This is a genomic window from Psychrilyobacter piezotolerans (genome assembly GCF_003391055.1).
Lineage (GTDB): Bacteria > Fusobacteriota > Fusobacteriia > Fusobacteriales > Fusobacteriaceae > Psychrilyobacter > Psychrilyobacter piezotolerans.
Genome location: NZ_QUAJ01000014.1, coordinates 26,550 through 42,128 on the forward strand (window position 1 = coordinate 26,550; position 15,579 = coordinate 42,128).

The 15,579-nt window shown below is 36.1% G+C and carries 13 protein-coding genes; 1 reads left to right on the forward strand and 12 read right to left on the reverse strand.

Features of this window, described 5'->3' with window-relative positions:
- Nucleotides 1–66 precede the first annotated feature (66 nt).
- The 9 genes from mmsA to iolG (DYH56_RS08935) form a co-directional block, all read right to left on the reverse strand.
- Entirely contained in the window at nucleotides 67–1,509 is a 1,443-nt protein-coding gene (gene mmsA / locus DYH56_RS08895) for a CoA-acylating methylmalonate-semialdehyde dehydrogenase (RefSeq protein ID WP_114642494.1), read from the reverse strand.
- A gap of 9 nt (nucleotides 1,510–1,518) precedes the next feature.
- Nucleotides 1,519–2,529: an inositol 2-dehydrogenase gene (gene iolG / locus DYH56_RS08900; RefSeq protein ID WP_114642495.1), complete on the reverse strand. Its 1,011-nt coding sequence runs from the start codon at nucleotides 2,527–2,529 to the stop codon at nucleotides 1,519–1,521.
- An 18-nt stretch (nucleotides 2,530–2,547) separates the two neighbouring features.
- Nucleotides 2,548–3,444, reverse strand: a complete 897-nt coding sequence (iolE, locus tag DYH56_RS08905) for a myo-inosose-2 dehydratase (protein WP_114642496.1) — start codon at nucleotides 3,442–3,444, stop codon at nucleotides 2,548–2,550.
- Nucleotides 3,445–3,456: 12 nt separating this feature from the next.
- The gene (iolD, locus tag DYH56_RS08910; protein ID WP_114642497.1) at nucleotides 3,457–5,379 is read right to left on the reverse strand and encodes a 3D-(3,5/4)-trihydroxycyclohexane-1,2-dione acylhydrolase (decyclizing); all 1,923 of its coding nucleotides are present in this window, start codon (nucleotides 5,377–5,379) and stop codon (nucleotides 3,457–3,459) included.
- Between the two features lie 30 nt (nucleotides 5,380–5,409).
- Nucleotides 5,410–6,195 carry a 5-deoxy-glucuronate isomerase gene (locus DYH56_RS08915; protein ID WP_114642498.1) on the reverse strand — a complete coding sequence of 262 codons (786 nt, stop codon included), beginning with the start codon at nucleotides 6,193–6,195 and terminating at the stop codon, nucleotides 5,410–5,412.
- A 21-nt stretch (nucleotides 6,196–6,216) separates the two neighbouring features.
- On the reverse strand, nucleotides 6,217–7,239 hold the full coding sequence (locus DYH56_RS08920) for an ABC transporter permease (RefSeq protein ID WP_114642499.1): 1,023 nt from the start codon (nucleotides 7,237–7,239) through the stop codon (nucleotides 6,217–6,219).
- Nucleotides 7,240–7,255: 16 nt separating this feature from the next.
- Complete coding sequence (locus tag DYH56_RS08925; RefSeq protein ID WP_202922763.1) at nucleotides 7,256–8,782, reverse strand: sugar ABC transporter ATP-binding protein; 1,527 nt, start codon at nucleotides 8,780–8,782, stop codon at nucleotides 7,256–7,258.
- A 106-nt stretch (nucleotides 8,783–8,888) separates the two neighbouring features.
- Nucleotides 8,889–9,857, reverse strand: coding sequence for a substrate-binding domain-containing protein (locus DYH56_RS08930; RefSeq protein ID WP_199533006.1), 969 nt, complete (start codon nucleotides 9,855–9,857; stop codon nucleotides 8,889–8,891).
- Nucleotides 9,858–9,923: 66 nt separating this feature from the next.
- Nucleotides 9,924–10,946 carry an inositol 2-dehydrogenase gene (gene iolG, locus DYH56_RS08935; RefSeq protein ID WP_114642501.1) on the reverse strand — a complete coding sequence of 341 codons (1,023 nt, stop codon included), beginning with the start codon at nucleotides 10,944–10,946 and terminating at the stop codon, nucleotides 9,924–9,926.
- Between the two features lie 305 nt (nucleotides 10,947–11,251).
- Here iolG (DYH56_RS08935) and DYH56_RS08940 point away from each other — a divergent pair, with 305 nt between their 5' ends.
- Nucleotides 11,252–12,229, forward strand: coding sequence for a LacI family DNA-binding transcriptional regulator (locus tag DYH56_RS08940; protein ID WP_114642502.1), 978 nt, complete (start codon nucleotides 11,252–11,254; stop codon nucleotides 12,227–12,229).
- An 86-nt stretch (nucleotides 12,230–12,315) separates the two neighbouring features.
- Here the strand turns inward: DYH56_RS08940 and rplS are convergent, their stop codons facing one another.
- The 3 genes from rplS to DYH56_RS08955 form a co-directional block, all read right to left on the reverse strand.
- On the reverse strand, nucleotides 12,316–12,666 hold the full coding sequence (rplS, locus tag DYH56_RS08945; RefSeq protein WP_114642503.1) for a 50S ribosomal protein L19: 351 nt from the start codon (nucleotides 12,664–12,666) through the stop codon (nucleotides 12,316–12,318).
- A 107-nt stretch (nucleotides 12,667–12,773) separates the two neighbouring features.
- Nucleotides 12,774–13,649 carry a YjjW family glycine radical enzyme activase gene (locus DYH56_RS08950; RefSeq protein ID WP_114642504.1) on the reverse strand — a complete coding sequence of 292 codons (876 nt, stop codon included), beginning with the start codon at nucleotides 13,647–13,649 and terminating at the stop codon, nucleotides 12,774–12,776.
- 348 nt (nucleotides 13,650–13,997) lie between these two features.
- The gene (locus DYH56_RS08955; protein ID WP_114642505.1) at nucleotides 13,998–15,500 is read right to left on the reverse strand and encodes a YjjI family glycine radical enzyme; all 1,503 of its coding nucleotides are present in this window, start codon (nucleotides 15,498–15,500) and stop codon (nucleotides 13,998–14,000) included.
- Nucleotides 15,501–15,579 lie beyond the last annotated feature (79 nt).

Sequence of the window (15,579 nt, forward strand, 5' to 3'; positions counted from 1 at the left end):
CTTAATATTTTGGATTCCATTTTACAGTTATTTTTTATTAAATTTCAGTTGTATAGTTATTTTTTATTAACTCATCCAGTCCACTTTATGCTCTGGATTCCATTTTGTAGTTATTTTTATTAAATTTGTCCAAAAATCTATGGAAGAAACTCCTGTAATATCTCCGTATCCAAATTTAGAATCTTTTATCCCTCCAAATGAGAAGGGCTCTCTTGGAACCGGCACTCCGATATTTACCCCCAGCATTCCAGCTTGGAATTCCCTGATGGCTTCATCTACAAATCTACCATTTTGAGTGAAAATTGCAGCTGCATTCCCATATGGTGATTCATTTTGAATAGCTGCAGCTTCAGCTATTGTATTAGCACTTCTTATCTCCAAGACAGGCCCGAATATCTCTTCGCTGCTCATTTTTTTGCTGTTACCCCAGTCGATAATAGATGGTCCTATAAAGTACCCCTCATCTGTTTTAACTTTTCTTCCATCAACTACAATTTCAGCTCCGTTTTCCTGGGCATAATCCAGATAATCCTCTATTTTTTTTATAGCTGCCTCTGAGATAACCGGTGGAAGATCCACTCCGGGAACCATATTTTTAGCCTTGGCAACAACTTCTCCATACACTTCATCTATACTTCCTACACCGATCATTACTGATACAGCCATACATCTCTGCCCGGACATTCCAAAGGCAGATGAAATAATATCTCTACTTCCCGCATCCTTATTGGCATCCGGCATTACTACAATGTGGTTTTTTGCTCCACCCAATGCTAAAACTCTCTTGGAGTTAGCAGACCCTCTTTTATGAACAATTTCAGCTACAGGTGTTGATCCTACAAATGATACAGCTACGATATCTTTATTGTCGCAAATCCCTTCAACAATCTCTTTTCCACCGTTAACTACGTTGAAAATTCCTTCGGGTAATCCTGCCTCTTCCCAAAGTTCTGCCATTTTCATTGCTGAGATCGGTGTTAATTCAGATGGCTTTAAGATTATTGCGTTTCCAAGAGCTATTGCATTTGGAACAGTCCAGTGAGGAACCATTACCGGGAAGTTAAATGGAGTAATGGAGGCTACAACTCCTAAGGGTCTTCTCTCTTCTTTACAGTTAACCCCCTTACTGACATCCTGGGTTTTCCCTGAAATTAATTGTGGGATAGAACAAGCAAATTCAGTTAATTCAATGGCCTTATCCACACCGGCATAGGCCTCTTCCATTGATTTTCCATTTTCTTCACAGTTAACCACAGATAACTCTTCTCTATACTTCATGAGTAATTCTCTATATTTATAAATAACCTTAGATCTGGATTTTGCAGTTAAACCTGCCCAAGATTCCTGTGCAGCCTTAGCTTTAGCTACGACTTCATCCAATTGAGCTTTGGTAGCGGCTTTAAACTCACCTATAATTTCTCCATTGATAGGAGCATAAACATCATACTTTTCTCCCATCCCCGATACAAACTTACCATTTAAATAGTTTTTAATTTCGTTATATTTCATCTTTCCCTCCTAAAATATCTCAGAGATCTTCACAGGTCTCTTTTCTTCTAAAGATTTTTTTGCCGCTAACCCGATTAATACAGGTTGTAATCCGTCATTTGCATTAACAGGAACATTTTTATCATTAACTATTGCCTCTACAAATTGATTTACTTCTTCACCAAATGACTGCATATATCTCTCCAAGAAGAAATAAAGTGGTTTTTCCGATACAATACCGTCTTTTGTTGAGATAACTGCCTTTGACCCGCTGTCATTTGAGATGGCTACCGACCCAAGTGATCCGAACACCTCTGCTCTCTGGTCATACCCGTAAGCTGCTTCTCTGGAGTTATCGATTACACCTAAGGCTCCGTTTTTCAACTTCAATGTTATGATAGCCGTATCTATATCTCCGGCTTCTCCAATCTCAGGATTTACAAGTACTCCTCCAAGGGCATAAACTTCCTCCACTTCACTTTCAGATAAGTATCTGACCATATCAAAGTCATGAATAGTCATATCCAAAAACATTCCACCGGATACCTTGACATAGTCTATTCCTGGAGCTTCAGGATCTCTGGAAGTTACCTTTATGATATGAGGTGTCCCGATTTTTCCTTCTGTAACAGCATCCTTTATAGCCTTGAAATTATTATCAAATCTTCTATTGAATCCAACCTGATATTTTATCCCGGCTTTTTCTACTTCTTCTAAAACCATCTGGATCTTTGCCAGATCATGATCGATTGGTTTTTCACAGAAGATGTGCTTATTAGCTCTTGCTGCCTCTATTGATATGGATGAATGAGTATCCGTCGATGAACAGATTAAAACTGCATCGATATCTTTATTTTCCAATATTTCCTTATAATCAGTAGTTATATTTTCTATTCCAAGTTCATTGATCCACTTTATTTTATCTTCATTCATAAATGGGTCAGCGATCATATGAACACTGGCATTTTTAACATTATTAGTGATACTTGTTGCATGTACCTGCCCTATTCTTCCTGCTCCTATAATTCCTAATTTTAACATTTTTAAACTCCCCCTCTATTAAAGACCTGTTTTTTCAGCAATAAATTTTCTAGCCCTTACAGCATATTCAAATGGATTGGCAAGTGCAGGATCCTGCTCAGCTTCTACGACCATCCAACCAGTATAATCAGCATTTTCTAATATTTTAAAGAGAGGATCAAAATTAATTATTCCATCACCGGGAATAGTAAATGCACCTTTTTTTACCCCTGTTAAAAAGGAAAGGTTGTTTTCTTTAACTTCTCCTAATATATTTTCTCTCACATCTTTTAAATGAACATGGGCAATCCTGTCTATATATTTATTTAAAACCTTTTCAACCGATGATTGAGTTCCTTCCGAGTAGTACATATGACCTGAATCAAACAATAAATAAACATTATCATCAGTCATTTCCATGAATTTATCCACTTCTTCCGGAGTCTGAACACCCGTTCCCATATGGTGGTGAAGGGATACCTTCATTCCTTTTTCTTCCGCTAATTCAGCTAATTTATTGTACCCGGCAGCCACTCTATTCCATTCTTCATCTGTGAAAACAGGCTTTTCATTAAAAATTGATTTATCCAGTCCCTGAATACTGTGTGACTGCTCGGAACACCCTATGACCTTAGCCCCCATAGTATGTAAAAAATCTCTATGTTTAATAAATTCAGCAATAGTTTCCTCTTCTTTTCCTACAGCAAAGAAGGTACTGAACCATGCATTGCAAATTTGAATTCCTCTGATATCTAACTTTTCTTTTAACAGATCGGTATCTTTAGGATATTTATTTCCTACTTCACTTCCGGTAAATCCGGCTAATGCCATTTCAGATACACACTGCTCAAAAGTATTTTCACTCCCTAATTCAGGCAGATCGTCATTTGTCCAAGCAATTGGTGCAATTCCTAATTTTACTTTTTTAGAATCCATTTTATTCCTCCATTAATATTTTTTTATTTTTTTCTTTTCCTGCTTTGATGCTTCATATGCCTTATTTATTTTTTCGTTATCAGATACCGAAGCATTCCCCACATGCCACCATGAATCATATCCATCTGTCATTGTTTTAGGCAGCACCTTTATATCTATTAATGTGGACACTGTCTGTTTTTTACTGTCTTCCAGTGCCTCTATTAACTCCTTCTCATTTTTAACATTATATGTCTTACATCCATAGGATCTTGCATTCATGGCAAAATCAATAGGGATCAGTTCCCCGTCTAAATTTCCTGTTTCTGCATTTCTATACCTGAATTCGGTTCCAAAACTTCCCATTCCATTTCCCATTTGAAGATTATTTATACAGCCAAATGCCATATTATCCATTAAGATTATATTTATCTTTTGTTTTTCTTGAATAGAAGTAACCAATTCCGAGTGCAGCATCTGATATGATCCGTCTCCAACCAGGGCATACACCTCTTTAGCCGGTTCAGCCATTTTCACTCCCAGAGCTCCGCTGATTTCATACCCCATACAGGAATACCCGTATTCCACATGGTAGTCGTTTTCACCTCTGCTTTTCCACACTCTCTGCAGATCTCCAGGTAAACTTCCGGCAGCTCCTACAATTATGGAGTTCTCTAAATTGTTATTTAATACTCCTAAAACATTGGTCTGGGTTAAAGATGAACCGGTATTTTTCTTGAATTCTTCCAATACATGATCCAGTCCTCTTACTTCCGGAATAAAGTTTTCACCATAAGTTATATCCACCAATCTATTCCACTCTTTTTCCCAAAGTTCCTTAACATCTCTAATTTCATTTTTATATTCCGATCTATAGCTGTTTTCTAAGCTGTCTTTTAATTTTTTCAACGTTTTCCCGGCATCGGCAGTAATTTTAATCCCGTCTAATTTCTGTGAATCAAAATTTGCGATATTAATATTTAAAAACTTTACATGTGGATTTTGGAAAATCCATTTAGAAGCAGTTGTAAAATCAGTGTATCTGGTCCCAACACCTATTACAAGATCTGCGTCTCTGGCTATCCTGTTAGCTGCCAAATTCCCAGTTGTTCCCATCCCTCCCAGATTCAGATTATGATTTGAAGAAACAGCTCCTTTTCCAGCTTGAGTTTCACCAAAGGGAATATTAAACATCTCACTGAATTCTTTAAAAATTTCTTCTGCCTGGGAATATTTGATTCCTCCCCCGCAGATTAACATAGGTTTTTTGGCTGATTTAATTGCCTCAACAGCATCCTTTATCATTGAATCTGTAGGGAGAGTTCTTTCTATCCTGTGAATTCTTTTTTTAAAGAACTCCAATGGATACTCATAATTTTCCCCCTGCACATCCTGAGGCAGTGCTATTGTCACGGCTCCTGTATTGACAGGATCCGTCAACACTCTCATGGCATTTAACAGAGCCGTCATAAGCTGCTCCGGTCTGCTGACCCTGTCCCAGTATTTAGATACAGGTTTAAAAGCATCATTTGTTGATATGGTCAAATCATGAAATTGCTCAATCTGCTGTAATACCGGATCCGGCTGTCTGGTTGCAAATACATCCCCAGGCAGCAAAAGTAATGGTATCCTGTTTGCAGATGCAGTAGCTGCAGCGGTCACCATATTTGCGGCTCCCGGTCCTACAGAACTTGTGCAGGCCATTATTTTTTTTCTCTTCTTTTGTTTTGCAAAGGCAGTTGCTGCATGAGCCATTCCCTGCTCATTTCTTCCTTGATAGACTTTTAAACCATGATTTCCTTCTTCCAAGGCCTGGCCTAATCCAAGAACATTTCCATGCCCAAAGATTGTAAAAATTCCTTCTATGAATTTACTAACTTCCCCGTCAAATTCAACATATTGATTATCTAAAAATTTAACAAGAGCTTGAGCTGTTGTTAATTTAATTGTATTCATATTTACCCTTCCTATTTAGATTTGATATTTTTATTTTTCAGGCCAAATTTTATTTTCCTTATCATGCAGCCATGTATGTGCATCATCGTCAATTCGTTTTGTCCAGGGGTTTTCGTCTAAATGTCTTATCATCCAGCAATAATACATCCCATATCCAGGGGCTGATGTTTGTGGGTGTGTAAAACCACCATCTATCATTAAAGCTGAGTTATTTTGTATTTTATATACATTTTCTCCTACAAATGCTCCTCCAAAACCCTGAGGTTTTGTGAATTTATAAAAATAAATTTCCGGCTGAGCATGACTGTGGGGTGGATAACTTGACCATTTTCCAGGATATGTTATCACTTCTCCTAAAACCATATTTGAATAGGGAGCATTTTCATATTTAAAAATATCCCTTACAAGTCTCCTTGCAGTTCCATCCATTACCCCGTCTCCAAAAATATTATCTTTGCAGTCTTCCGGGGTATATAATTTGGAATCAAATAAATTATGATTTATGGTTTTTTGAACTCCTATTTCCCCGTCTTGGATAAACTCTATAATCACCTTTTTATCATTTGAAACATGCAGTGTGTAAGGACCGCAGTCAAAAACATTTTCCCTTTCTGCAGTCAGTTCTTTCCCTTCCCATAAAAATTTAATTTTTCCCTGAAAAAGGATAATTGCCGTTTCTTTATCCCTGTTATATAATTCCACTTTTTCTCCAGCCTTCATTTTGTATACACCAAAATCCATGAGCATCCCGCTGTCTTCCCTGGAAATTTGATTATATCCGTATTTAAAAACATTGTTATCTTGATTTTTAATCATAATTGATTCTCCCCATATAATTTAAGATTTAATTTTATTCTTTCTCATATCAAATACAACTGCTGCCACTATGATAAATCCTTCTACAATTTGCTGGATAAATGCATTGATTCCCAAGAGGGTGAATCCATTTGCCATTACTCCCAATATTAAGGCTCCTATTACAACACCCCACACAGTTCCTATCCCTCCTGAATGACTGGTTCCTCCTATTGTTGCCGCTGCTATGGCTGTAAGTTCTATCCCTGTAGCTGCTGCAGGCTGAATACTTCCACCTGTTCTTCCCATAAAGATTATTGCACACAGACCGGCCATTAACCCGGCATAGGCATAGATAATTACTGTATTTCTTTTAACCTTAATTCCTGATATTTTTGCTGCATTTATATTTCCGCCGATTGCATAAACACTTTTCCCAAATTTGGAATAATTCATAATAATAAATGTAATAATTATCATAATTCCATAAATAATAACCGGAACAGGAATGACATTAAATATTCTCGACCCAAAAATTGTTATGGAATGATTAATACTGCTTATTGGTTTCCCCCCTGTATACATGAGCGCTGCTCCCCTTGCTGCAGTAAACATCCCCAATGTTGCAATAAAAGCCGGCACCCCGGTATAAGCTATCAAGCCTCCATTTATGGCTCCGCATAAGGCTCCCAATAATAAAGCTACTATTATGGGCACTATTATGGGCAGTTCCGGCAAATTTGGAAACATCCTGTCAAAGGCATCCATAGTCTGCCCTAAACTACCGGCTACAACTCCGGCAAATGCAAGAACCGAACCTACAGAAAGGTCTATTCCTTTGGAAACAATTACAAGGAGCATCCCCAACGCCAATATTCCATAAATAGAAGCCTGGGTTATTAAATTAAATATATTTCTGATGGATAGGAAATTAGGTCTTAAAATAGATAAAACCAGTATCATAGCTATAAGAATCAAAACTATTCCATATTTTTTCAGCAATTCGTTTGTATGTTCATTCAGTAAAGATTTTTTTTCATTTTTTATAACAGTTTCTACTGCCATCTTTTAGCCTCCTTAATTATATTAATGCTAATTCTAATTCTTCTTCATCCATAACATTTCTGTGATTATTTTTTTTATTTGTTGCATACTCCATAAGTTTCTCTTGGGTCAACATCTCATCATTATCAAGAATACCTGTTATTTTCCCCTCATGCATCACTACCACACGGTCAGCCATCCCCAAAATTTCAGGCAGTTCCGATGAAATCATTATTACACTCTTCCCTTCACAGGCCAGTTTCGATATCAACCTGTGAATTTCAGATTTTGCCCCAACATCTATTCCCCTTGTAGGTTCATCCAAAATAAGTATATCCGGATCTGTTAAAAGCCACCTTGCAATCAATACCTTTTGCTGGTTTCCCCCGCTTAGATTCCCAATTTTATGATTTAAGCTTGGAGTTTTTATCCCCAATGCAGATATATACTTTTCTCCGTCTTCTTTCATTTTTTTATAGTTTATTAATTTGTTGGTCTTTATATAGTCATCTATATTGACTATAGTCATATTGTCTTTCACCGACAGCATGGGGAAAATCCCTGTTTCTCTCCTGTCCTCTGTCAATAAGGCCATTTTATTCTTAACGGCTGTAGATGAGGAATCAATTTTTATTTTTTTATTGTCTATTAAAATTTCTCCATCAATAATCGAACGAACACCAAACAGAGCTTCCATTACCTCTGTTCTCCCGGCACCAATCAACCCGGCAAAACCTAAAATTTCTCCTTTTTTCAGGTTAAAAGAAATATTTTCAAAATGATTTCCATCACTTAAGTTTTTCACTTCTAATTTTGTTCCGGATATCTCACTGGGTGTCTTGGGAAAAAGCTCATCTATGTCACGGCCTACCATCATCTTGATCATTTCATCCATGGACATATCTTTGCTGGGCTTGCTGCCTATATAATTCCCATCACGAAAAACCGTAATCGTATCAGCTATTTTAAATATTTCATCTAATTTATGGGAGGTATATATTATGCTTCTTCCCTCAGATTTCAATTTAAATATTATTTTAAACAACTGGTCTATTTCCCTGTCTGTAAGTGCTGAAGTAGGTTCATCCATTATAATTAACCTGGCATCATATGATATTGCTTTTGCTATTTCTATCATTTGTATCTTTGCAACACTTAAATCTTTCATCAAAGTTTTAGGATTTATGTCCAGATTTATCATTTTCAATACTTCTACGGTATTTTTATACATAGTCTTGTGATCGATTAAACCAAATTTATTCTTGGGTTCCCTCCCAAGCCATATATTTTCCATAATAGACCTGTATAATATCGGGCTTAATTCCTGATGGATCATTGAAATTCCTGATTTTAATGCCGTTTCTGTATCATAATTTTTCATTTTTTTACCGTTAAAAATAATCTCTCCCGATGTCTGCCTGTGTATCCCTATTATGCACTTCATAATAGTTGATTTTCCGGCACCATTTTCACCCATGAGAGCATGGATTTCTCCGGTCTTAACCTTTAAATTAACCCCTTTCAATGCCATTACACCTGGAAATTTTTTAACTATTTTATCCATTTCTAAAATATATTCATTAACCTCCACTACACCACTCCTATTTAAAATTCAAAGAATCTTAACTTAAAATAATATTTTAAGTTAAGATAATTTCAAATAATATTTTTTACTTAAAATCATTTAAATTTTCTTTTGTAATAAGTTTAAATGGAATATAAGTTACTTTGTTTGCAACCGATTTTCCTTGAATAACATCGATAACATTTTTGGCTGCTGTTGCTCCCTGGCCTTTAGCATCCTGGAATACCGTAGCACTAAGTTCTCCTTTTTCTACGGAATTAAGGGCATCAGGTGTAGCATCTAATCCAATAACCTTAACATTTTTAAGTAAACCATTATTTTTTAAAGCTTGGATTGCACCCAATGCCATCTCATCATTATTTGAAATAATTGCAGAAAGATCATCTCCATATGTTGTAATCCAGTTTTCAGCAATTGCTAATCCTTTATCTCTTTGCCATAACCCTGTTTCTTCTGCAAGTACTTTAACTTCAGGATATTTTTCTTTTATTACTTCTTTTACACCGAGAGTTCTTTTTAGGGCACCTTCATTTCCTAAAATTCCCATAAGAATTGCAATATTTCCCTTACCGTTTATTTCTTTTCCTATAAAATTCATCTGCATTTGCCCGCCTGTAATTTCATTGGCCCCCACATAATAAACATTTTCAGGCATTTTATCTTCTTTTCCTGCATATGGATTTCTATTTACATAACACAGTGGGATTTTGGCATCCATGGCAGCATCGGTAATAGGTCCCATAGCACTTGTATCGGTAGGAACTACTATTATAGCGTCTACATCTCTTTCTATTAACGAATGTACTAAATCCTGCTGCTTGATAACATCTTCTTTTGCATTTTCTACAATAAAATTAACATCATTTTCTTTTGCATAGGTTTGTGCAGCATCTAATATAAAGGTCTGGAATGTGTCATTTAAATTATTTATAACATAAGCAACTGTTGGTTTTTTATCGTCTGTTTTTTTTGCTTCCTCTTTTGATGCTTCTCCGCATCCCTGGAATAATCCCATCGTCAAAACTAACCCTATTATCATTAATAATTTTTTCATTAATTTTCCTCCTAAGTTAAAATCATGAAGTTACAGTAACAAAATTTCTACCCGACATCTATTTTATTAATTCTCTTGAATATCGATGAGTTTTCCTGTCTCAAATGACTCCTTGCAGGCATAGGCTACAATTGTAGTTCTTGTCCCGTCATATACAGTTACCTCTGGTTTTCTTTTATTTATAATACAGTCTACAAATTCTTTTAATTCATCTACATATGCAGTTTCAAATCTTTCCAAGAAATCCTGAGAACATTCTTTTCTTACACCACTGGGATCCAAAACTTCCACTAAATTTTTCTGGGGTACATTGGCAATTCTTAATATTCCTTCAGTTCCAATGATTTCAGTCTCAACATTATATCCGTGGGGAGCCGTTCTTCCGGCAAAAATAAATGCCATTGCATCATTTTTAAATTTTAAAAGTGCGGATACATTATCCCCGTCTTTATGTTTTCCAAACTCATCATGCTTATAGCATCCGCCTATTCCCCATGTCTGGATGGGTTCGGAATCTAAAAGCCATCTGGAAAGATCTATATCATGTACTGCCATATCGATAAATTGTCCCCCTGAATGGCCTGCATAGGCAATTGCTCCGGCTATTGCAGACTCTGGATCCTGGCTGTATCCTCTGAATAAAAATGGCTTCCCTATTTTCCCTTGGTCTATCATCTTTTTAGCATATACATATGAAGGATCATAACGTCTCATGAATCCCAGCATAAACACCTTATCTGGATGGTTTTCAATGGCCTTTTCCGCCCTTTTACACTCTTCCAATGTTGTTCCCAAAGGCTTTTCAGAAAAAACATGGAGCCCTGCCTCTAATGCTTTTTCAATCTGGTCACAGTGCAGATGTGATGGGGAGCATAGGAACACAGCATCCAATTCATTGTTTTTAATCATCTCGTCAAAATCAGTATATCCATATGGAACACCCCATTTTGTTTTAATTTCTTCCACTCTTTCCTCTTCAATTGCACAAATAGCAGTTAATTCTGCTTCAGGAATTTTAAAAGCAATGTTTTCAGCATGTTGAATTCCAAGTCTTCCAAGACCCACCATTCCAAACTTAATTTTCTTCATTATTCATCCTCCTAAAAGTTTTCCGATATTTAAAACGTTTTAAAAAAGTTTCTAATAATAGATACTTCTTTTTTTTTTATTTGTCAAACCTTTTTTATAACTTATTTAGAACAAAAATTCTATAAAATAAACAAAATATGCCTTAAAACTGTTATTTTTCCTAATTAAAATTAAATTATAGAAATCTAAAATATTGTTTAAAGTTATTTTTTTTTACGGATTTTTATGTAATTGTTTGATATTTAAAACGTTTTAAGTTATAATTTAAAATAAGAATTTATCAATTGAAATTATCGGGAGAGTGCATGATGGGAGTTACACTTAAAAATATTGCCAGCCAGCTGGGTTTGTCTTATACTACGGTATCCAGGGCTTTGAACGACCATAAAGAAATCAAGACTTCTACCAGAAAGCTGGTAAAAGAAACGGCTGATTCCATGGGGTATGTGCCTAATTCAATAGCCCAGGGATTGGTTATGAAAAAAACAAAAACTCTCGGGCTTATCCTTCCTGATATAACCGATGGCTTCATGGCAGAATTAGCAAGGGAGATTGAAATAGTTTCTAACCGTGCCGGGTATACAATATTTTTGTGTAACACCAACTGGAGTAAGGAACGGACAAGGGATTATGTAAAAAAATTAATAGAAAGAAGGGTAGATGGTATCATTATGATCCCTACATCCAATGATATTAGTTTTTTAGAAACTGCTCTGAAATATGATACTAGAATTATATTTATAGGTTCAAGTTTGAAAAAAATAGAGGTTAAGTCCATCCAGGTAGACAACTACAAGGCGATAAAAATAGCCATCTTTCATCTTTTAGGGAAAAACAAAAGAAAAATTGCTTATCTCGGAGGGGGAAAGGAACTTTTTGCCAACGAGGAAAGATTTATGGCCTTTAAAAATATATTAACAGACAATAACCTGTTTGATCCTAAACTTGTAGCAAACTCACATGAAATTAGAAAGGATGGTTATCTGCTGGTAGAAGAACTCCTAAAGAAAAATATAAAATTTGATTCAATTATCGCTTTTAATGACATTATTGCAATGGGAGCCATAAAAAAATTAAAGGAATTAAATATAAAAGTCCCGGAAGACGTAGCCGTTATCGGATTCGATGACAGTCCGATTTCTAAATTTTTAGGAGACGGGTTATCTACTATAAAACAGCCCATCGAAGAAATGGCCAGATTAGCCTTCAATGAAGTTATAAAAAGTAAGGATAACAAGAGAATTTTATTAGATCCTATCTTCATTCATAGGAGCAGCTCATAGCTGCTTCTTTTTTTATTTATTTTTTCCTGGAATGAAAAAATAAATAAAAAAAGCATCGAGTTTCCTCGATGCTTTTAACATTATGATTACTTTCTAAGTTCAGTGATTCTAGCTTTCTTACCAGATAATCCTCTAAGGTAGAATAATCTTGCTCTTCTAACTTTTCCGATTCTCTTAACTTCAATACTGTCGATCATTGGTGAGTTAATAGGTAATATTCTCTCTACTCCGTATCCTGCAGTTACTTTTCTGATTGTGAAAGTCTTAGCAACTCCTCCACCATTTACTCTGATTACTACACCTTCGAAATGTTGGATTCTTTCTTTAGCTCCCTCTTTTACTTTTAAAGACACGTTTAAAGTATCTCCAGCTTTAAATTCAGGCATATCAGTTCTGATATAGTCTTTTTCTACTAACGCGATTAATCTCTCTTTCATTTTTGTTCCTCCTAAGTTCTAAGACATTCTTAATAACGCATATAGGTTACAGAGGAATATCCGATTTTTAACTTAATCATTTTACCATATCTGTTATTATCTGTCAATCAGATTATAATTACTTTTTCCACTCCATTTTCTCCTGCAAGCTTAGATAACCTTTCCATCACTTCATCTGCAGGACTTTCTATCTTTAGAAGTTCCCCTTCCAGAATCTCTTTTCTTACACCTATGGGTCTGTATTTTATGAGTTTGTAGATAATATCCCCTAATTGATTTTTTGAGTTGATCTCCCCTATGAGCCGGGATACCCTGTCCACAGTCTCTACATTATCCAGTAGTCCGGGTACAACTACCGTCCTTACTTCATACAGTTTATCCAAACTTCCTAAAAACTCTATATTCTTTTTCACAAGAAGGTTATCCCTCCCTGTAAGATCCCTATGAGTTTTTTCGCCCCATCCTTTCATATCTACCATAAATTTATCTGTCATCCGGACAAATTCACTACAGATATCCTCCCTCAGATCCAGTGATCCATTGGTGTCTACAAAGGTGGTGAGTCCTAGTTTTTTAACCTCTTTAAATAATCCGGTTATGAATTCATAGTTCAGGGTAGCTTCGCCACCGCTTACGGTGATCCCCCGGATAAATCCGCTGACTTTTTTTATCTCCTCTAAAAGTTCTTTTACACTATAATCCATGGTTTTAGGAGATGAATCTCTCATACAGATCTCTGTACACCTGCCACACTCTGTACAGGTTTTCTTATCCCAGCAGACCTTTGAACCTGCTGCCATACTCAATGCCCCTGCAGGACAACTCTCCACGCAAACTCCACAGGAATTACACCTGTTTATCGTCTCTGGATTGTGACAGTACAGGCAGTTATAGTTACACCCCTGAAAAAATATACTCATCCTATTTCCGGGACCGTCTACATTGGAAAACTTTATTATCTTATTTATTTTTGCTCTTTTCATGAACTCACTCTTCCCTTACTAAATTCTAAACCTTTTTTTGCCACCAAAGGTATACGAGTATTAAATTTCTTTATCATTTAATAAAGAAATTCAAATGTATCACTAATTATCCTCAATTCAATTTCATATTTTTTTGACACAGAGTTTCACAGAAAATGCTTTTGTTATAATTCTTTTTCTAGACGTTATCCTACTCCTCAGTTAAGGAAAAAGATCATTCCAATACAGAGTTTCGCAGAGATTTAAATTAAAGTTTCACAGAGTTTTTATTTTTTCTCTGTGTGACTTTCTTTCCTCTCAGTGTATCTCTGTGACTAAGTCTTTTTACCCCTGTAACTAAGCAAATCATTATTTTTTCCTTAATTTTCTCTCCAAGACCCTTCCGTTATCTCTGGCACCTTTTCCTAGGACAGTGGTATCTCTCAAGACTACCTTTCCTTCATCTAATTTTTCCATTTCGGATTTTTTCACCAGATACCCTGTGACTCTCACTACATCACAGTCATTGCCGTACATGGAAAAAAACCTGAGCCCCATGTTAAATCCTCCATTTATTATATCCAGGATTGCATGGGGATTCTTTTTATAGGTCTCGTCGAAGGAATAGATGTCTCCTATCCCGCTGGCAAAATATTTATGAAATGGAGAAGCCTGTACTATATGTTCAAATATCTCCGGTTCCTCACCGATTGGAATCCTGCATCCCGGGCTTTCTCCTGCATCGGTTTCAATACCTACCTGGGAATGCAGAAGATGTTTTTTCTCTTCATTTTCAAAATATTTACACCTGTGATCCTTTAGTATTTTTGTAAGAGCTTTTACTATATCTTCCCCTAATTCATTGGCTGTGTCATTACTTCCAAATCTTCCGGACTTTCCTTCCAGTTCCATAAGGTGATTTACACACTCAGCCAGTCCGACCAGCCCGAAGAGTCCTGTAAATTTTTCCTTATGCAGAAATCCTTCTGCTACCAGGAAATTCACTTTGAAAAATACCGACTCCTCCAATATAAATCTGATCCTTTCATCTATGTATCCCAGCATCTCATGGGCTGCTTTTGGCAAAACTCTCCCCATAAAATCAGCACGATCAGCAGCTTTTTTAGCTAATTTCCCCAATCTTACCCTTACCAGGGTATGGGCTCCTCCCCCTACTTCCAGACCATTGTAACAGCTCACTATCCCATATTCATTCCCGCCAAAATCCTCTTTGTACATACTGTCTTTGGCAAAACTAGGCTTTGCCGTAACCAAAGCTGTATTTATAGATTCAATGGCTAACCTGTCGGAAGTTTCTTCACTGTATTTTAATGTCAGATTAGGAGTAGGTAATTCCAACTCCCTCATGGCTTTTAATATGAGCATCCCGGCTTTAGTTTCCCGGGGTCCTATATTAGCATGACAAAATGAATCTGTGATAGTTGTGTCTATATGTTTTAAAAATAATTTTATGGCTCTATAGCATTCATTTTCATTTTCATCTGTCACGAATTTTTCCAGGAGATAATCTATATTTCCTATATATACCGGCATAGTCGTTATGGACGGTACATGTTTATAAAACATCAATAGATTATTTACAGCTTCCCAAATATCTGCAGGAGGAGTAATATTCAGGAACTCACACCCATCTTTAATAAATTTATCATAATCGGGCAGGATATATCTCGGTCTGTAGGGTGCATTCCCCTCAAATAGGTCGCATATAATTCCCTCTTCCCTGTATTCCTTTACATAATCTGTCATCTCCAGCACATCTAAGCTGTTTTCAGCAGCACGGGCTAATCCCAATACCCTCTGTTCAAAGGTAATATTTGTATCTTTTATAATATTTAATATCGTTTCTTTCATCTTTATACTCCTTGTCGCCTGTAGCGAAACTGTAAGGATAATTCATAAATTACCCTTGATATATTCAAAACATTTTCTT

Excerpts from the sequence above, each read along its gene's own strand:
- mmsA (WP_114642494.1), bottom strand. The coding sequence starts at position 1,509 with ATGAAATATAACGAAATTAAAAACTATTTAAATGGTAAGTTTGTATCG.
- iolG (WP_114642495.1), bottom strand. The coding sequence starts at position 2,529 with ATGTTAAAATTAGGAATTATAGGAGCAGGAAGAATAGGGCAGGTACAT.
- iolE (WP_114642496.1), bottom strand. The coding sequence starts at position 3,444 with ATGGATTCTAAAAAAGTAAAATTAGGAATTGCACCAATTGCTTGGACA.
- iolD (WP_114642497.1), bottom strand. The coding sequence starts at position 5,379 with ATGAATACAATTAAATTAACAACAGCTCAAGCTCTTGTTAAATTTTTA.
- DYH56_RS08915 (WP_114642498.1), bottom strand. The coding sequence starts at position 6,195 with ATGATTAAAAATCAAGATAACAATGTTTTTAAATACGGATATAATCAA.
- DYH56_RS08920 (WP_114642499.1), bottom strand. The coding sequence starts at position 7,239 with ATGGCAGTAGAAACTGTTATAAAAAATGAAAAAAAATCTTTACTGAAT.
- DYH56_RS08925 (WP_202922763.1), bottom strand. The coding sequence starts at position 8,782 with ATGGATAAAATAGTTAAAAAATTTCCAGGTGTAATGGCATTGAAAGGG.
- DYH56_RS08930 (WP_199533006.1), bottom strand. The coding sequence starts at position 9,857 with ATGAAAAAATTATTAATGATAATAGGGTTAGTTTTGACGATGGGATTA.
- iolG (WP_114642501.1), bottom strand. The coding sequence starts at position 10,946 with ATGAAGAAAATTAAGTTTGGAATGGTGGGTCTTGGAAGACTTGGAATT.
- DYH56_RS08940 (WP_114642502.1), top strand. The coding sequence starts at position 11,252 with ATGATGGGAGTTACACTTAAAAATATTGCCAGCCAGCTGGGTTTGTCT.
- rplS (WP_114642503.1), bottom strand. The coding sequence starts at position 12,666 with ATGAAAGAGAGATTAATCGCGTTAGTAGAAAAAGACTATATCAGAACT.
- DYH56_RS08950 (WP_114642504.1), bottom strand. The coding sequence starts at position 13,649 with ATGAAAAGAGCAAAAATAAATAAGATAATAAAGTTTTCCAATGTAGAC.
- DYH56_RS08955 (WP_114642505.1), bottom strand. The coding sequence starts at position 15,500 with ATGAAAGAAACGATATTAAATATTATAAAAGATACAAATATTACCTTT.